This window comes from Flavobacterium orientale, assembly GCF_014638005.1.
In the GTDB taxonomy this organism is placed as follows: Bacteria; Bacteroidota; Bacteroidia; order Flavobacteriales; family Flavobacteriaceae; genus Flavobacterium; species Flavobacterium orientale.
Genome location: NZ_BMFG01000004.1, coordinates 1 through 18,213 on the forward strand (window position 1 = coordinate 1; position 18,213 = coordinate 18,213).

The following is an 18,213-nucleotide window of genomic DNA, read 5'->3' on the forward strand; positions in this document are numbered from 1 at the left end:
AGCCAACCAAACAGATTTTGAAGAACACCACAGGGTCAATGCTCTCTTGTCCTTCGTCTCCATAATAATCTTGTGTAGCTTTGTATAAAAACCGAAAGTCAATGGCTTTATCCAACAATCGGTAGAAATTATGCTCTGGAATCAAGTCCTGTAAATGAACTTGATAGAGCATTTTTGGGGTGAGTTCTTTTTTTCCTTGCATGACTAAAAATACAAAAAGTGAATCTTTTTTGCAAGATTTTTTTGGTATATTTGGGGAGTTGTGCAACAAGCACAACAGTCGTGCGTCGGGTAAAAACTTAGTAGTACCCGGTAACTTACAAGGGAATTGGACGAATGCATTAAACAATCAAAATATTACCTTAACAGGGAATCTTGAGCTTACTGCACACGATTATTTGATTTTGAAGAAATAACAGTAAATTTACTTTCCTAATTTTTAGATAGAAATTAAGTGACCGACAATTTGAGAATAATAAAAACATCAGCATTGGGTGAGCAAGAAAAAATCCAACTGTTTGATTTGTGGAACACTGAATATCCCGAGCAACTTTCCTACCAAGATCAGTCTGAATTGGATACTTATTTGTTGAAATTAGGTCCTACTACTCATTTTTTGTTACAAAATGACATAGGAATTATAATGGGTTGGGCCTTTTCTTTTGTACGAGATAATCAAAAATGGTTTGCCATTATTCTATCCGAAAAAGTGCAACGTAAAGGGTTTGGAAAAAAATTGCTTGATCTGCTTAAACAATCGGAAGCGTTGTTATATGGATGGGTAATCGATCATTCTAAGGATAAGAAAAGAAATGGAAATCCGTATCTTTCTCCCCTTTCTTTTTATAAAAAATGTGATTTTGTAGCACTTGAAGAAGAACGACTTGAACTTGATACAATCTCTGCAGTGAAAATAAAATGGATTGCTACTGATACAATTGCTTGATGAAAGTACTACTTCTTCCCTTACAACTACTACCTTATTCTACTGTCATATGAATAAATACTTTTTTATTATACTGTTGGTTTTAGCTTCCTGTCAATCAAAGATTGATTCCAATACGGTTGTTGGGATTCAGCCTTATGAAGGTTTTCCAAAAGAGAAAACAGATACCATTGCCCACACTATTGCTACTTTTTATACTGTAAAAACAGTGATTTTACCGGAGCTACCACTCCCGAAAAATGCTTTCATTCAAGTAAAATCGGCAAGATACCGAGCTGACAGTTTGATACGGATACAACAACGTGAAAAAGCGGCAAATCTGGATTATATTATTGGAGTAACCCATAAAGATATTTCTGTTACCAAAAAAGGGAAAGACGGCAAGGTCAAACAACCATCGAGTAACTACTCCGATTGGGGAATTATGGGTTTGGCTTATTGTCCGGGAAACAGTTGTATTGTTTCTACCTTCCGAATCCAACACCCTAGTACCGAAAAACACTTTACACGCTTAAAGAAAGTGGCCGTTCATGAATTTGGTCATAATTTGGGATTACCTCATTGTGCCGATAAAACCTGTGTGATGACGGATGCTGTTGAAAGTGTGGCAACAATTGATAAAGCTCAATTGGCTTTGTGTAAAAGTTGTGTTTCCAAATTAAAGTAAAAAAGGACACGTTTCCATGTCCTTTAGTTGTATGCTTGTCCTTTGTTTAATTCAATGTAAACTCAACAGATATTGCGGTATCCAATAGTTTAGAAATCGGGCAGTTTAGTTCGGCATCTTTTACCAATTCGGCAAATTTTTCTTCAGAGATGTCTGCCACAGTGGCTTTTAACACCAAATGTGATTGGGTTACCGCACCATTTTCAAACGTTACTTGTCCTTCCGTTTGCAATTCTTCCGGCGGAAAACCTGCTTCGGTAAGATTGAAACTCAACTTCATGGTAAAACAACCTGCGTGAGCGGCTGCAATCAATTCTTCGGGATTGGTTCCGATACCTTCTTCAAATCGCGATCCAAACGAATATTGGGTTTTGTTTAAAACAGTGCTTTGTGTGGTTAAATGGCCTTTGCCTTCTTTACCTGTGCCGTTCCATACGGCTGTTGCTTTTCTTTTCATTTTTAGTTGTATTTGGTGATAGCCAAATTTAAAAAAAGATAATTTGATTTATGGTAAGATTATCTTAAATGATTGATACGAATTGGTGTTAATTCACTAAAAGAAGTTTCAACCGAATAACTACATAGTATTTAAATAAAGTTGAAGTCTCTTCGCTTTATTTTAGTAGACATAGCTATACAATGTAGTTTTCAGTTTGAGACAAAACCTGATGAATCAAAAGTTCATTTGGTTATGAGGTTACTTTTAAATTAATTTACTTTAGCTTTCTCATAGAGCTCCGATAGACCCACAGTTAAAAATTCTTTCAGAAGTCGGGAAGTCTCTTTTTTATATAATTCGCCATCACAAGTCACCGAATGCGAGGCGGCTAAAGATTTATCTGTTGTAACATACACATAATTCGCCCAATTTGGAATATTGGTTGCTTGAGCTTGAGTAGTTTCACTAAATTTTTCATCTTTGAATACAGGAGCCTCAATCGGAATACTTTTCTTTAACACATTTTCAATTGCGGCGGTTGCGGCTGTAAACGTTTTTCCGTAGCTGAAGCTCACTTTTGACATATCCATGGAAGGACCCGGTGTAACATCAACTTTAAAATTTACTTTCCCTTTTACATTAGATATTTTAAGCAATTCCGAACGGAATACTTTCATATCAATAAAATCAAAGGTAAACGAAACATTCGCAATAATGGCGTCGCCCAATTCTTTTGAAAGTGCCGGTGAGCGGTCGAATACTGTTGTTCGTTCTTTTCCGGATTTCTTTTCACCCGGTACAAAATAATCAAAACCTGCAGGGGTAACCCTTACGAATCCTGTTGCTTCTGCACTACTTAATTCGCCTCCCGATTTTCTGGTCCAACTACTGTAAAGATCCGTTTTTGCTGCAACGTCAGGCGAAACAATTTCAAAACCTTTGCTGATTAAATCATTTTTAAAATACTCGTATGCCTGATTGGTGATTTCTAAAAAATCATCACTGTCTACACCATATAAGGCAACACCCATGGCTGTTTTGGTACCGGAATGAACCCTGCCAAAGCTTTCGCCGCCGGTAGTAGACGCTTCAGCACTTCCAAATACTTCAAAATAAACATTAAAACTATTGATGAAAACCTTTTTTGGGGCACTTTTAAATTTGGCTTGATTAAATCCATTGCCGCCGCCGGTCTCTTTGTCGGTGATTGTTTGCGAAAAGCCGTTAAATGATAGTGTAAAAGTGAACAATAACAATGCAATTGTGTAACTAGTTTTTTTCATGTAACTAAAATTTTATTTTCTTACTCGTTTGGCTTTTCAGTAACGCCTCGTTTTTATTGTGGTTTCTGAACTCCACTTTTCAATTCATTTTGTCGTTTATTCCTCTTGCTTTTGATTCAATTATTTTTTTTAATAATTTATTTGGGCAAGAATAGTAAATCAACTTTGTAAATTTGATAAATGATTGAAAGTGAAACAATAGGGCATTTGCCTTATAAATGTTTTAGGAAGTGTAAGAGAGAAAAGTGTAGGTTTTTAAAAGAATAGAGTTACAATTATTGATTGGTATTTTTAATAGCAAAAAGCATCGGTTTATTGCCGATGCTTTTTTAGTTTTACTATAATAATAAACGTTATGATGAGTATAGGAATGGAAAATGCAAAATAGATTCCGTATGTTCGGAGCATTACAATTCCTATTACTAGAAATAAGGAAAAAGCGATACTATATTTTAAGAATTTTATCAATAGTTTCCATTCAATAATTCGCCACCAATACTTGATTTGGCCTCAATACCCAATTTTTTCATCATTTCATAAGTGGTACAAACTGCTGCTGACGTTACAGGAATACCACATTCCGCTTGAATCATATCAATTGCTTCCAAGGATGGCATTTGAACGCAAGCAGAAACCACTAAAACGTCCACATCAGTTAAATCCAATTGTTTGTAGATTTCTAATAAGTTCATTGGATTTTGTGCGGCTACTTCTAAATTATCCGGAATTTCAAGTGCGATGCTTTCTTTTACTTTGAATCCTTGGTGTTCGATATAATCTACTACCATATTGGTCAAAGGACGCATGTAAGGTGTTATGATTGAGATTTGTTTGGCACCCAAAACTTTCAACCCGTTGATCAATGCTCCTGCAGAAGTGACGATAGGCGTAGGGAAGTCGTTGGCAATAGTTTCCTGATGTAGATTCACTTCCGAAACGCAATGGTAGCCTCGACCCATGCTCATGATGGCGACCAAGCACGCATAACCCATAACATCAACATGAGCATCCGATAATTCTTGGGCACATTTCAGGCTCATGGCATCCATGGCTTCTAGTTCTTCTTTGGTTACTTTTTTCATTCGCATTCTGCTGGAATGAAAGGTGAAACGTTCAGGTAAAATGGTTTCCCTAGCTCTGAAAATAGCAGGGATTTCGGTTTCCATGGTGATGTTGGAGGAGGGGACGATTTGGCCTATTCTGTATTTCATTTTGTATAATTTTTTGAACACAGATTGAAAGAATCTGAGAAATTTTAAAAATCTATATTAGTTTTTGTAATTGTTTTTTTTTGAACACAGATTTAAGAAATTTTTAAAATTATTATAATTTCTAAAATCTGTGTTCTACATTTAAATTTCTTTCACTGTATTAATTATCGTTCCAATGCCTTCCACAGTTGCTTCTACAACATCGCCATCCCACATCCATTCTTGTGGATTGCGGCCGGCACCAACTCCTGCGGGTGTTCCTGTTGCGATAATGTCGCCGGGTTCTAGGGTGAAAACGGTGCTTAAATCTTCAATTAAAGCATTGATGTTGAATAATAAGAATTTGGTATTGGAATTTTGTTTTTCCACGCCATTTACTTTTAAGGATAAATTCAAGTTATGTGGATCCGGAATTTCATCTTTTGTTACCAAATACGGTCCCATTGGTGCAAACGTGTCTTGTCCTTTAGAAACAATCCATTGGCCTTCACGGCGGCAATCACGTGCTGAAATATCGTTGATAACCGTATAGCCAAAAACATAATCCAACGCTTCTTTGTTTGGAACATATTTTCCGTGTTTTCCAATAACTACAGCCAATTCTACTTCCCAATCTAACTGTTGTGTCAACTTAGGATTCATCAAAATATTGGTATTTGGCCCCGTAACTGTTGTTGGCGGTTTAGAAAAGATGATTGGTTTTTGAGGTAATTTTCCGGTAGTATCTAACGTTCTGGCACTTTCTGCCACGTGTTCGGTATAATTCAAACCAATTCCGATAATGTTTTTTCTCGGACGTTGAATAGGAGCGAGGATTTCCACTTCCTCGAAAGTATATCCGATTTGCTCGAAGTCGATTTCTCTGGTTTCATTGATCATTTCGGTGATTTCTTCGATGATTTCATAACCCATGTCAATCAAATCCAACATATCAATTGGAAGAGGAAAATTGGATATTTCGCCAAAATCTTCCATATCAATGATGCGATTGTTGTGTAAAAAACCTAAGCGAGGTTCGGTGTGTTTTGTTTTGTAGGTGAGTAGTTTCATTTTTAGAGTTTCTGAGGTGCAAAGGTACTGAGATTATTGTTCTATTTTTACTGTTTTGGTTTCCGTTGTTTCTTTTGATTTTACTTCTAATTCATAAGATTCTATATTTTTTCTGAATTCTTTGATTTTTACTACGTCACAAAATTCCATTTCATTGATAATAAAAGAATCCACTCGGATGATTTCGTCACCATAGTTCAAGATATCTTTAAAAGCGGCATCCCAAACAAATCCAATTGAATATTTGGTATCAATCAATGTTGCCGAATAAACAGGTGGTTTTTCGGTTAAAGCAATTTTTTCTGTCGCTTCAAAATAGAATTTTTTGTTGATGAAATCAATGATAATATCGCCATGTAATAATAAATCCAATCCGATTCTGGAATTGTTGTCATCGGTTGTATTGGCAATTAGATTTTCAAATGTGGTTTGATTTAATTTATAAAAAGGAGTCCTAAATAGGATTTGTTCTTTTTCAGGAGCTGAACCAAATAAGCCAATACCACTGGAACCGGTAGCTCGAGCTAATTCTTCAAATACGTTTTCATTGGATAAAATACCGAAAGCACGATTTGACATTTCATAAAAACCATCCATTCCGGTATCAATAAGCACATCTTCAGTAACTTTTTTTTGACTTTTAGCATTGAAATTAATCGTAACATAAGGTGATTTTTGCTCTCCAAATAATTTTAACTTTGTAGGTTTGGCAGTCGTATTCAGATTTTTGATTTTATCTGTAATGGTAATTTTTTTATCTTTTAAACTGATTTTAACTATCGAATTTTGAAATAAATTACTACCAATAAAACCATCCATTTGGTAACATTTCAAAATAAAATGATTGTCTAAATCACTGACTAAAGCTACATTGTTTTCAAAATTAAGTTTGCCGATTTGAATGGAGTTGACCGAAACCAATTCCATCGTATCACTTTTGTTATTCGCATCTGAGACATTTATTTTTAAGGAATTTTGAATGTTAAGTTCATTTAGTACTCTTTTTGATATGACATTTGGAGCTCCGGTGTCTAATAAAAAACGATAGGTTTTGTTGTTAATCACCACCGGTAACATTATTTTATTATTTACCAATTCGAAACTAATCTCTTCGTAATAGTGCTTTTGGTTTATTTTACCTTGGTCAAAGGCTATTTTTTGGGAAACTACTAGTCCGGAAATGAATAAAAAGAGTAAAGTAATATATAACTTATTCATTTAAATAAGGTTAATTAACAGATTGATTTCCATTATTTTCGGAATATATTTTTTCCTGATACAAACCTAAACCTTCAATCACCGGTAAGTCATTAAAAGAAAATAAACAGGCATCTTCCGAGTCTGAAAGATTATGATGTTCATGCCAAGCCCAAGACGGCACACAGAAAATATCTCTTTCCTTCCAATCAAAACGTTGCCCGTTGATAATGGAATAGCCTTTTCCTTTGGCACATTGATAAACGAACGAACCCGTATGTCGGTGTGCCTTTCCACTAAAACCAGCAGGTAATAATTGCATCGAAGCTCCCATGGTTTGCATCACGTGACCACCCGTTAACGGATTGGAATATTTCATGAAAATCCCATCAAATGGATTGACTTCATTTACTTTTTGAGCTGCCACTAAAGCAGGATAGACGTTAGACCACGAGTATTTGAATAATGGTGAATACGGTTTGTCCCAAGATTTATCCGCAGGAATGAGTCCTGCACAACCGTAAGTTATTGGTGAATAGTTTAACGGAGCTACTACTTCCTGTTTGCCATCATATACAGCGTAATCATTAGCTTCCAAGGCATTTACAAGCGGAATATCGAGACCGTCTTGCCAAATGCAGGTTTTCCCGCCTTCTTCCACGCCGTGTTCGTGCCAAGTGGAATTTGGAGTAATCACAAAATCGTTGACTTCCAACATTATTTTATTGCCATCTACGACGGTATATCCTTTTTCGCCTTCCATAATAAAACGCAGGGCAGAAGCACGATGTCGATGAGCCGACGTGAATTCACCCGGACGGGTAACTTGAATTCCGGTGTATAACCAACCCACAGCGGCGGCAACGTCTTTTCGTTTGTCGTTAACCAAATACACCACACGTCTTCCGGCTTGTTCGGGAGTAACGAGTTCGGATGATTTGAGTACCAAAGATCGTAAATCATCATATTTCCACAACATGGGAACAGAATTAGCACGAGGTTCCCAAGGCTCAATATCATTGGCAACTGTCCATAATGCACCGGCTCCTAAATCTTCCAATTCTTTGTAATAGGCTTTTAGTTCATCAGAATCTTGAACTCTAGCTCTACCGTATACGTCGTCTGAATGTTTTGCGTCCATCTCTTATAATCTTAATACTTAATACTTCAATCTTACTACTATCTTTTATTAAACTCCTCATGATTATCAATAAACGTAATCTTTCTTGTTGGAGCGGTATTTACCCGTAAATCAAAGATATCAAATCGGTTGTAATGTCCCAAAATATCATGCATTTGTTTCGGTTGAATACATTTTTCCAAATCGATGTCTGCATACACAATTCCTTCATCATCTATCAAAGGTTCACCAACAACAGCTCCGTTTGGACCTATAATTCCTGAGAAAGCAGAACTTTTTCGAGTTAATAACTCTTCAATATTCGGAACATCCGGTTTTAAAACATCCATAATTTCTTTTGAAATCGTAGAACACGAAACAACGGTGAATAATTTCCCTTCGAACGAATGAGCAGCAGCACGAATTTTAATCGCTTCCGCCATATTGTAATCGGGTGGAGCAACAGGAAGAGAAATGTAATTGGCAATGTGAATTAATTCACCTTGTGATAATAACGTAAATCGAGCCAACGTATTTGTGTTTTCGCCACAAGCTAAGGTTCCAATGGGTCCGATTTCGGTTTTATAGACTTTTAAAGAGGAACCATCACCACTTGACCACGTTAGTTTTTCTGCCCAAGTTGGGACTAACTTTCTGTGCTTTCCGATTAGGTTTCCGTGGTTATCGATGATGAGATTGGTGTTATAAATTTCGCCATAACTATCGCCACGTTCGTTAATTCCGATGACCACGTGCATATTGAAATCTTTTGCAGCTTTGAATAAGGGTTTCATCGACTCATCCGTAACAGCAACCGAATTTTTATATAATTGTTCGTACCATTTGCTACCTTGAACCGGAGTCATAATCCAGTTCCAATAGGGGTATCCGGCTATGAAAACTTCCGGAAATGCAATTAATTGAGCTCCGTTTGAACTAGCTTCTTTGATGAAAGAAATTGCTTTTTCAATGGTTTTCTCTACGTTTAAAAAAAAGGGAGAGGTTTGGACGGCGGCGGCTTTGAATTTTGGAAAGTTCATTTTGAAAGTATTAAGACGGGAGTATTAAGTATTAAGACAATAGTATTAAGACAATAGTATTAAGTAGTAGGATTGATGAATTTCGAAATTTTCTTTTTCATTTCTTCTGAAAAGCCTTCTGCTTTTATTTTTTCTCGGTCTTCGGCGATTTTTACGTTAACGAGGGTTACTTCGCCGTCTAAAACGGTTACTTCATTTTCATTAACGAATTGAAATCCGCACAACACAGAGGCAAAACCAAGTTCTTCTACCCATAATTTTTTGGTTAAGACTTCTCCCAATCGAGCAGGGTTTTTAAACTGTATCTTCAAATCTACCGTTGGAATACCATTGGTTTCGTGCATTTTAGAAAACGGTCGGTCGAGTGCTTCTTCAAACCAATCTTCTACTAAATCATTGAGCATTTCCAAAAATCGCGGATAGAACACAATGCCGGCATAGTCGATGTGTTTGAATTTTATTTTTTCTAGTTTGGTGAAGATTTTACTCATTATTATTCTTTTTTTCCTTATACTTTTTATATTTTTCTTCCATTGCGTCGGATTCCTCTTTCCTTTTTCTTTTAAATTCCTCTTTTTCTTCTTCTGTATCATCAAAATAGGTGATTCCAAATTCTTTAAATAATTTTTTTTGTCTTAATGTACATTCTGCTAGAAATTCTAAGTTTTTAGAAGAATAAGCTCGATTACAGTCAAAACATATTTCAATATATCCAATAATTTCATCATCTTCATTGTAGAATACTATTATATGTCTTGGCATATAACACATTATTATTTCGGAAAATTCAGATTCACAATTCTCAAATCTAGTTTTTAGTTTATAAATCTGTTCTTTATTTAAAGTAATTATATTTCTTAAGTATTTTTCTCTAATCTCAATTTTATTATTTTTAATATAGCTTACTTTTTGATACATATAACTCGGTTTGTCTTCACGCTCCCATTTATATCTGTCATAAAATGCTAAAATTTCAATTTTTTTTGTTTGATTAAAAATAGAATCAAGAGCTTCATTTTTCTGAGCTATGCACGAAGAATAGATCATCAAAAAAAGTAAAATGAATTTTGTTTTCATAAGTTATGTCTTTATACTTAATACTCCCATCTTACTACTTCCTTACTTTAATTTAAACCTTTGTATTTTTCCCGTTTCCGTTTTCGGTAAAGCATCCGTAAAATAAATCACTCTAGGGTATTTATAAGGAGCAGCTACTTCTTTGAACCAGTGTTGGATATGGTTTTTCATATTGTCTGTTGCTTTAGCTGTATCTTTCAAAACAATATGAGCACAAACCAACATCCCACGTTCATCATCGGGTAAACCCACTACGGCACATTCCAGAATTTCTTCGTGGGTTAAAAGTACGGATTCTACTTCAATAGCCGCGATATTATAGCCGGAAGAAATGATCATATCATCACCACGAGCTACAAACCAAAAGTAGCCATCTTCGTCTTGTTTGAAAATATCTCCCGTGATATTCCAACCGTTTTGCACGTATTCTTGTTGTTTTTCGATGCGATTGAGGTATTTGCAACCTGTAATTCCGCGAACGGCTAAACGTCCGGGTTCGTTTTTAGTAACTTCATTTCCATCATTGTCAATGATTTTCGCTTCATAACCTGTGATAGCCAAACCGGTTGATCCTGGTTTCATATTCTCTTCATTAGATGAAATGAAAATATGTAGCATTTCGGTTGCTCCAATTCCGTCAATGATTTTTAATCCGGTGGCGTTGTACCAATCTTCCCAAACTTTTAAAGGTAACGTTTCTCCGGCAGAGACACATTTGCGTAAGCTTGAAATATCATAATCCTTGACTTTAGTCGTAATAATTCGCCAAGCAGTAGGAGCGGTAAAACAAATCGTGATTTTATGTTCCTGAATAGCTTGCAACAAAATATCCGGTGTTGGTTTTTCTATTAAAAATGTGGAAGCACCAAAATACAACGGAAACAAAACCAATCCTCCCAAGCCAAAAGTAAAACCAATGGGCGGACTTCCTGTAAAAATATCATTTGCGGTTGGTTGAAGCGAATATGTTGGAAATGCTTCGCAAATATTCAAAATATCTTTATGGTAGTGAGCCGTCATTTTGGGTAATCCTGTTGTGCCGGAAGTAAAACCAATTAAGGCAACACTATCTGATTTGGAATGAAAATTAGTAAAGGTTTTTGGTTTATTAATCATCAGATTTTCTAATTCGGAAGTGCCGCTTTCTGAACCACAAAATTTACAGATTCTTTTCAGAAAATCGGAATCCACTAAATCCATTTCACTTTCTAAAGCAATATCACAAAACACGTGGGAGATTTCGGCACATTCGATGATTGTTTTGAGTTCTTTGGAACGTAATAAAGGCATCGTCGCCACTACAATTCCGCCTGCTTTCAGAATTCCGAACCACAACGCCACCATCATAGGATTATTGGCAGAACGAATGAGCACACGATTTCCGGATTGTAAACCTAAATCATCGACTAAAACATTAGCAATTTGATTGGCTTTTTCAAATAAATCCTGATAAGTCCACGTTTTTTTGAAAGTACGAAGACAAGGAGCATTTCCGTTACCGTTTTTGATGTGAGAATCTAAAAGTCGTTCGACACAATTAAGCATCTCATTTTCGTACAAACCTTGTAAATAGGTAGGTTGCAAGTTGATGCTTGGTAGGGAATCGTGAGCGAAGTTGTCGGTGTAGTGGTTCATCTATTCTTTCAATTTAGTAAATAAATCGTTAGCTGTAATTGATTTTAGTTGTAAAATCGCTATTTGATTAAGTTTCAATAATCGTTCTTTTTGAGGAATTTCCATTCTAATAAATTCAGCATTCATACTTTCAATATTTGCCAAAACTAACAATTGTTCAATCGTTGCATAATCACGAATATTTCCTTCAGAGCTTTTGTTTTCTTCACGCCATTGTTTTGCTGTTTTTCCAAATAAAGCTACATTTAATACATCTGCTTCTGAGGCATAAACAAAGTTTGCTTGATCTTTAGTTATATTTTTTGGAATGATGTGTTCTTTAATGGCGTCTGTATGAATTCTATAATTTAACTTTGATAAAGTTCTGTTTAAATTCCATTCCAATGATAATCTACTGTTTTCTTCTTCCTTTAATCGTTGAAATTCTTTAATCAGATATAACTTGAATTCTGCCGAAATCCATGAAGCGAATTCAAAAGCAATGTCTTTGTGAGCAAACGTTCCTCCGTATCTACCGGCACTTGAAGTTAATCCTATTGCATTTGTTTTATCTATCCATTGTTTAGAAGAGAGAATAAATCCATTACTACCCGCTTCATTTTTAATGTTACGGAATTCAGTAACATTAAAATTTTTGTTATGCATTTGTTCCCATAAACCCATGAATTCGATAGTAAATTTTGTACTCAACCAATGTGCAATAACTAATCCTGTTGATTCTGCATTTTTTTGTTTGGCAATATCTGTCAAAGAAATATAATCGCTGTTACTTTGATTCACAACGGCAATTTCAAAACCTTGAACATCTATTTTAGATTTTTTTTCTTTCATTTTTTTATGGCTTAGATATTTTCTGAGTAATCAAATTTTTAAACTTAATTTTTTTTATTGCTTTTCGGCTTCAACGCTTTCTTCATTCCTTCCACTTGTTTTCGTTCTGATGCTTTCAACGGATACAAATGTGAACTTCCCATTTTATATTGTAATGAAATATCATCCGTTTGCACATTTTCATACGCTTGAGCATTTCTAACAAAATTCGCATCGGCTAATAAAGGTCGGCCCAATGCCACTAAATCAGCTCTACCGTTTAAAATAATGGTATTGATTTGATCAATGTCTTGGATATAACCTGCTGTAATCGTTGGAATATGAACCGTATTTCTAACCAAATCCGAAAAAGGTGTTTGCCACATTCTTCCCATTTGAGGTTTTTGGTGTTCAACTGTATTTCCGGTTGAAACGTTGATGATGTCTGCTCCGGCTGATTTGAAAGCATTGGCGATATAAATTACATCTTCTTCCGAAATACCGTTTTCAGCCCAATCTGAAGCGGAAATTCGAACTGACATTGGTTTTTGTTGCGGAAATACTTTTCGCATTTCTGTGAATACTCGTAGTGGAAATTTGATTCGATTTTCAATACTTCCTCCAAATTCATCACTACGAATATTTGTCAAAGGCGATAAAAACGAAGCCAATAAAAATCCGTGATGAGCTTGTAATTCAATCATATCAAAACCAGCTTTTTCTGTATTTTTTGTGGCTTGGACAAATTCAGCAGTAACTTTATCCATATCTTCCAAAGTCATTTCCTTCGGAGTTGCCATTTTGGAATTGAATGGAATAGGAGAGGCGGAAAGCAATTCCCAAGCCTGATCAATTGGTTCGTTTTGACCTTCCCAAGGTTTTTTGATTGCACCTTTTCTGCCTGAATGTCCGAGTTGAATTCCGATTTTAGTTGATGTGTTTTGATGAATAAAATCAGTAATTTTTTTCCATTCAACAATCTGATTTTCATTATAAATACCGGCACAACCTAAAGTGATACGTCCATTTAGAGAAACGGCTGTCATTTCGGTTAAAATCAATCCAACACCTCCGGTTGCTCGGCTTCCGTAATGAACTAAATGCCAGTTATTAATTAATCCATTTTCAGCTGAATATTGTCCCATCGGAGCCATTACAATTCGGTTTGATAATTCTAAATCCCGAAGTTTAAATTTTGAAAAAGCAGCCGATTTTGAGTTAGAAGTTGAGAGTTGGGAGTTGGGAGATTCTGAAACAAGTTCAGAATGACAGTTGTTCAAAGTATTGAATTCATTCAAAACTTTATCTGTAAAGGATTTATCTCGAATTTGAAGATTTTCAAACGTCACTTTTTTAGAACGCGTCATACAACCAAAAGCAAATTGATAGAAGGGATGTTGCATGTGTCTATCCATATTTTCGAACCAATCTAATGAAACCAGAGCGGCATACTGAATCATTTCTACCGTATTTCTTCTGGTTTTGTCATATTGTTCGAAAGCAGCATGTACATTGGTGGGATTCGCAACCACAGCATCGGAAAGTCCAATCGCTGAATCCATCGCCAATTTTGTTCCTGAACCAATGGAGTAGTGGGCGGTTGCTTTGGCATCGCCTAATAAAACGATGTTGTTATGAAACCATTTTTCGTTCGTTACATGCGGAAATTGTCGCCAGTGTGATTTGTTGGAAATTAATGGATGTCCGTCTAATTCTGCTGCGAAAATTTCAGCTATTTTTTTAATCGTGTCTTCTTCATTGGTTACTTCAAAACCAATGTTTTGCCAAGTTTGTTCGGAACATTCAAAAATCCACGTACTCATTCCTTCTTCATATTGATAAGTGTGAGCTACAATGGTTCCGAAAGGTGTTGTTCTGAAAAAATAGGTAAAAGCATCCAACGGTTTTGTGGAACCTAACCAAACAAAACGATTCTTTTTAAGTTCAATTTTAGTGCCGAATTCTGTGACAAATTGCGTTCGAATAGCACTTCCAATCCCATCACAAGCGACAATTATATCTGAGTCGGCAAATTGACTTAAATCATCCACATTTTGTTCAAAATGAAGATTTACGCCTTCTTCACGACAACGTTGGTGTAATAGTTTCAATAAGGTTTTTCGAGAACAGCCGCAAAAACCATTACCTGAACTGTTTACGGTTTGTCCGTCTCGAGCAATGATAATATCATCCCAATACGCAAATTCACTGCGAATAAGTTCATAGGATTTTAAATCACGCATTAAAAATTCGCCTAAGGTTTCATCGGAGAATACTACACCAAAACCGAAACTATCCTCGGGTTTATTGCGTTCATAAACATCGATTTGGCAATTGGGCATTGCTTTTTTGGTTAATATGGAAAAGTAGAGTCCGCCAGGGCCACCACCGATTACTGTTATTTTTTTCATTTCTCGCAAAGTCGCAAAGACGCGACATTAATATTATATTGTTACAATTTCTCAAATTTTTAAAATCAGTGTTCTCTTGTTTTGAACACAGATTAAAGAAATTATTAAAATTTTTAAAATTCTATTGTTATTATTTCTCAAATTTTTAAAATCAGTGTTCTCTTGTTTTGAACACAGATTAAAGAAATTATAGAAATTTTTAAAATCAGTGTTCCAAAATTTTACGCTCTTTTTATCGAAAAAAGTTCTCCCAACGTACTATAATTAGAACCCGCCAAACGAGCTACAGGTTTATAAACCTCTAAATTAATACGGTTGTTCTCCATCAAAATAGCATCATCAATATGCATCGTTTTTATTATTCCGATGACAATGCAAGCACCGCCACCTTCGCTGTTATCCATAAAATAATGATGAATCATTTCGCATTCCAAATGAATCGGACTTTCTTTGACGCGTTTGGGTTTAATGAAAACAGCATCAATAGGAGTAAGGCTGGCCAATTCAAATTCATCTATATCGGAAGCAACTGTGGCTGATGTAGCATTCATTTGTTCCACCACAGCTAACGTTGCTAAATTCACCACAAACTGTCCGTTTAGCAACACATTATTCAAAGTATCTTTATTTTTATTATTGTCTCTCGCTGTGGAAAACATTACACATGGAGGATTGTGGGACACCATATTAAAATAAGAAAAAGGGGCGAGGTTGTTGATTCCGTCAGCATCTACGGTCGAAATCCAGCCAATTGGTCTCGGAATAATAGTTCCGGTCAATAATTTATATAAAACAGCGGGATCTGTTTCATCAGTATTAAATTGCATAGTTGGTTTGTTGTTTCTACAAATTAAAGAAATTTGAAAGAATATTGTTGTTTAATACACACTAAAATTATCAACTTTTTGATGAATTTTGTTTCAATTTGCAGTAATTCACTGTTACGTATGAATTTAATTAAAATTATGTTGTTTATAAATTTTAGCCAATAAAAATGCATACTTCATAAATTTATCTGAAAAAAAGTAAAGAATCTGTTTTTACATAGTTGCTAATTTAATATATTTATGCAAATTTTTTATATATGGAGATTTTAGCGTGTCCGAAATGCCAAAACAATCAGATTGTTAAAAGTGGTATTATCAAAGACAGACAAAGGTATTTATGCAAAAAATGCAACTATTATTTTACCGTTAATAAGTTAGGCAAAAAGATAGATGACTACTATGTTACCAAAGCACTACAGTTGTATTTGGAAGGGTTGAGTTACCGTGAAATTGAACGCATCATAGGAGTTTCACATGTAACAGTGAGCAATTGGGTAAAAGAGTTCAAAATCAAAAAACCGGCTCACACCGATTATCATCCCACCTATAAGATATACAACCATTTAGAGTTGGTAGAATTCTTAAAAAACAAAGACCAACTCAAAGGAGCCGGAATGATTATTACGGAACTTGGAGACAAATTTATGCTTATAAAATGGGAACGTTTTAAAGATTAACTATAGTCATTAACAAAAATATATAGAAGAATTTTTTTCTTCATGATAAAAATAGAATTTGGTACTGTCAAAAATAGACAATCTAACCCTTAACTAACCCAATTTCTATTTATGAAAAAAAGTATTCTAACAAGTACCATTATGTTATTGTCATTCTTTGCTTTCTCGCAAGGTTCACCCGATTACGGTGGCGGAATGAAATTCAACATAAATCCCGAAGGTACAAAATACATGCGATTTATAGCTTGGAATCAAATTTGGCTTCGGTCATCTCAAATGAATCCGGGTACAATGATTGGTGACGAAGGAATTTCACAACAAGAAGATATCGGACTCCGACGATTGCGATTGTTGGCTTATGCACAAATTTCGCCTCGTTATATGATTGTAACCCATATTGGTATCAACAATCAAACGTTTATTAACGGCGGAGCTTCCGGATCCTCAGGAACGGGTGGATATGGAAACGGAAAAAAACCGGGACTGTTTTTTCACGATGCTTGGAATGAATATGCTGTTGTACTTCCAAAAGAAGACAAACCGTTCAGTTTGAGTTTGGGAGCCGGTTTGCATTATTATATGGGATTATCCCGCATGACAATGTCATCCACACTAAACTACATGACCATTGATGCCCCAATATTCAATTGGCCATTGATTGAAAATTCCGATCAGTTTGCCCGACAAATTGGTGTTTTTGCTAAAGGGAAATACAATCGTATTGAATACCGGTTCAGTATTAATAAACCGTTTGCTACCAATCAACTACCAGTTGATGTTGCCGATGAAGCTGTTGCTAGAGCGGTGGACAATAATAACAATGCTCATTGGTCTAAAGCCGGTTATGTGGAATACCAGTTTTTTGATAAAGAATCTAACTTTTTACCTTTTAAAGTTGGTACCTATTTGGGAACGAAAAAGATGCTTAACATTGGAGCAGGGTTTTACACCGCTCCGAGTTCCACTAAAACTTCGGTAAACGGGGAAACAGAACGTCATGCTACCAATTTATTTTCAGGTGATGTGTTTTTAGATTTACCCATTGGAAATAAAGAGAAAAAAATGGCCTTTACGGGATACAGTGTTTTTTATTCCTATGATTTTGGTCCGAATTATTTGAGAAATATCGGAATTATGAATGAAGGTGTTGCTGATTCTAACTTCACAGGAGATAGAGCATTGGCCGGACCGGGCAATTTACAACCCATGATTGGAACCGGTTCTATATGGTATACTCAAGCCGGTGTTTTATTACCCAACAAAAACGAAAAACCAAAGGTGCGAATTCAACCTTTTGCAGCCTATACTTATAAAAACTTTGATGCTTTAGAAAAAGCGAGTAATCAATTTGATTTTGGAACCAATTTTTTCTTAGATGGTCATCATGCCAAAATAACGGCTCAATATTCAAACAGACCTATCTATACGGCTGTTGATAAAATTGATTCCTATAAAGGAGAATTTTTATTGCAATTACATATTTATCTATAACAACCTAAAAAACAAAAACAATGAGTAATCAAGCCAATGCAACCGCCTACTGGAAAGAGAATTTACGATACCTTCTCATTCTCTTGGCCATCTGGTTTTTAGTTTCCTACGGAGCCGGAATTTTATTTAAAGATGCTTTAGATGCTTTCAAAATTGGTGGTTTTCCACTCGGATTTTGGTTTGCACAACAAGGTTCCATCTACGTATTCGTGATTTTAATTTTTGTCTATGTTCGATTGATGAACAAGTTAGATAAGAAGTATGGATATGACGAAGAGTAATCTTCGGTTGTCTGTTATCAGTTAAAAAATATATAAAAAACTAAAAACTCA

Annotated in this window: 20 protein-coding genes; 6 read left to right on the plus strand and 14 right to left on the minus strand. The window is 35.4% G+C overall.

Annotated features, from left to right (window positions below; translation table 11 throughout):
- Positions 1 to 202: transposase (locus IEV15_RS14720; protein WP_505661209.1), on the minus strand; the 202-nt coding region annotated here is incomplete at its 3' end.
- Positions 203 to 230: 28 nt separating this feature from the next.
- On the opposite strand from IEV15_RS14720, the gene IEV15_RS06115 reads away from it, so the two are divergent.
- From IEV15_RS06115 to IEV15_RS06125, 3 genes are read left to right on the plus strand one after another with little or no spacing between them, the layout of a single operon-like run.
- Positions 231 to 416 (plus strand): hypothetical protein, encoded by a 186-nt coding sequence (locus IEV15_RS06115; RefSeq protein ID WP_188361637.1) that lies wholly within the window; start codon positions 231 to 233, stop codon positions 414 to 416.
- A gap of 50 nt (positions 417 to 466) precedes the next feature.
- Complete coding sequence (locus IEV15_RS06120) at positions 467 to 946, plus strand: GNAT family N-acetyltransferase (RefSeq protein ID WP_229734105.1); 480 nt, start codon at positions 467 to 469, stop codon at positions 944 to 946.
- The gene (locus IEV15_RS06125; RefSeq protein WP_188361639.1) at positions 924 to 1,613 is read left to right on the plus strand and encodes a matrixin family metalloprotease; all 690 of its coding nucleotides are present in this window, start codon (positions 924 to 926) and stop codon (positions 1,611 to 1,613) included. Before IEV15_RS06120 ends, IEV15_RS06125 begins: the two co-directional genes overlap by 23 nt.
- Before the next feature lie 46 nt (positions 1,614 to 1,659).
- On the opposite strand, the gene IEV15_RS06130 is transcribed toward IEV15_RS06125, so the two are convergent.
- The 13 genes from IEV15_RS06130 to IEV15_RS06190 form a co-directional block, all read right to left on the minus strand.
- On the minus strand, positions 1,660 to 2,070 hold the full coding sequence (locus tag IEV15_RS06130; protein WP_188361640.1) for an OsmC family protein: 411 nt from the start codon (positions 2,068 to 2,070) through the stop codon (positions 1,660 to 1,662).
- A gap of 251 nt (positions 2,071 to 2,321) precedes the next feature.
- Positions 2,322 to 3,335 carry a hypothetical protein gene (locus IEV15_RS06135; protein ID WP_188361641.1) on the minus strand — a complete coding sequence of 338 codons (1,014 nt, stop codon included), beginning with the start codon at positions 3,333 to 3,335 and terminating at the stop codon, positions 2,322 to 2,324.
- A gap of 464 nt (positions 3,336 to 3,799) precedes the next feature.
- Positions 3,800 to 4,546: a maleate cis-trans isomerase family protein gene (locus tag IEV15_RS06140; protein WP_308418835.1), complete on the minus strand. Its 747-nt coding sequence runs from the start codon at positions 4,544 to 4,546 to the stop codon at positions 3,800 to 3,802.
- Positions 4,547 to 4,687: 141 nt separating this feature from the next.
- Complete coding sequence (locus IEV15_RS06145; protein ID WP_188361642.1) at positions 4,688 to 5,596, minus strand: fumarylacetoacetate hydrolase family protein; 909 nt, start codon at positions 5,594 to 5,596, stop codon at positions 4,688 to 4,690.
- Positions 5,597 to 5,629: 33 nt separating this feature from the next.
- Positions 5,630 to 6,814, minus strand: coding sequence for a retropepsin-like aspartic protease (locus tag IEV15_RS06150; protein ID WP_188361643.1), 1,185 nt, complete (start codon positions 6,812 to 6,814; stop codon positions 5,630 to 5,632).
- Positions 6,815 to 6,824: 10 nt separating this feature from the next.
- Positions 6,825 to 7,934 (minus strand): cupin domain-containing protein, encoded by a 1,110-nt coding sequence (locus tag IEV15_RS06155; RefSeq protein WP_188361644.1) that lies wholly within the window; start codon positions 7,932 to 7,934, stop codon positions 6,825 to 6,827.
- Between the two features lie 38 nt (positions 7,935 to 7,972).
- On the minus strand, positions 7,973 to 8,953 hold the full coding sequence (locus IEV15_RS06160) for a carbon-nitrogen hydrolase family protein (RefSeq protein WP_188361645.1): 981 nt from the start codon (positions 8,951 to 8,953) through the stop codon (positions 7,973 to 7,975).
- Between the two features lie 59 nt (positions 8,954 to 9,012).
- On the minus strand, positions 9,013 to 9,444 hold the full coding sequence (locus tag IEV15_RS06165; protein ID WP_188361646.1) for an acyl-CoA thioesterase: 432 nt from the start codon (positions 9,442 to 9,444) through the stop codon (positions 9,013 to 9,015).
- Positions 9,437 to 10,030 (minus strand): hypothetical protein, encoded by a 594-nt coding sequence (locus tag IEV15_RS06170; RefSeq protein WP_188361647.1) that lies wholly within the window; start codon positions 10,028 to 10,030, stop codon positions 9,437 to 9,439. The genes IEV15_RS06165 and IEV15_RS06170 overlap by 8 nt, the downstream gene beginning before the upstream one ends.
- Before the next feature lie 42 nt (positions 10,031 to 10,072).
- Positions 10,073 to 11,665, minus strand: coding sequence for an AMP-binding protein (locus IEV15_RS06175; RefSeq protein ID WP_188361648.1), 1,593 nt, complete (start codon positions 11,663 to 11,665; stop codon positions 10,073 to 10,075).
- The gene (locus IEV15_RS06180; RefSeq protein WP_188361649.1) at positions 11,666 to 12,496 is read right to left on the minus strand and encodes a KilA-N domain-containing protein; all 831 of its coding nucleotides are present in this window, start codon (positions 12,494 to 12,496) and stop codon (positions 11,666 to 11,668) included.
- 44 nt (positions 12,497 to 12,540) lie between these two features.
- Positions 12,541 to 14,886: an oxidoreductase gene (locus tag IEV15_RS06185; protein ID WP_188361650.1), complete on the minus strand. Its 2,346-nt coding sequence runs from the start codon at positions 14,884 to 14,886 to the stop codon at positions 12,541 to 12,543.
- A gap of 221 nt (positions 14,887 to 15,107) precedes the next feature.
- Complete coding sequence (locus IEV15_RS06190; RefSeq protein WP_188361651.1) at positions 15,108 to 15,713, minus strand: flavin reductase family protein; 606 nt, start codon at positions 15,711 to 15,713, stop codon at positions 15,108 to 15,110.
- A 257-nt stretch (positions 15,714 to 15,970) separates the two neighbouring features.
- Here IEV15_RS06190 and IEV15_RS06195 point away from each other — a divergent pair, with 257 nt between their 5' ends.
- From IEV15_RS06195 to IEV15_RS06205, 3 genes are all read left to right on the plus strand, one after another.
- Positions 15,971 to 16,390 (plus strand): IS1/IS1595 family N-terminal zinc-binding domain-containing protein, encoded by a 420-nt coding sequence (locus IEV15_RS06195; RefSeq protein ID WP_026709909.1) that lies wholly within the window; start codon positions 15,971 to 15,973, stop codon positions 16,388 to 16,390.
- Positions 16,391 to 16,501: 111 nt separating this feature from the next.
- Positions 16,502 to 17,881: a porin gene (locus tag IEV15_RS06200; RefSeq protein ID WP_188361652.1), complete on the plus strand. Its 1,380-nt coding sequence runs from the start codon at positions 16,502 to 16,504 to the stop codon at positions 17,879 to 17,881.
- 20 nt (positions 17,882 to 17,901) lie between these two features.
- Positions 17,902 to 18,162, plus strand: coding sequence for a DUF4212 domain-containing protein (locus IEV15_RS06205; RefSeq protein ID WP_188361653.1), 261 nt, complete (start codon positions 17,902 to 17,904; stop codon positions 18,160 to 18,162).
- Positions 18,163 to 18,213: the final 51 nt, after the last annotated feature.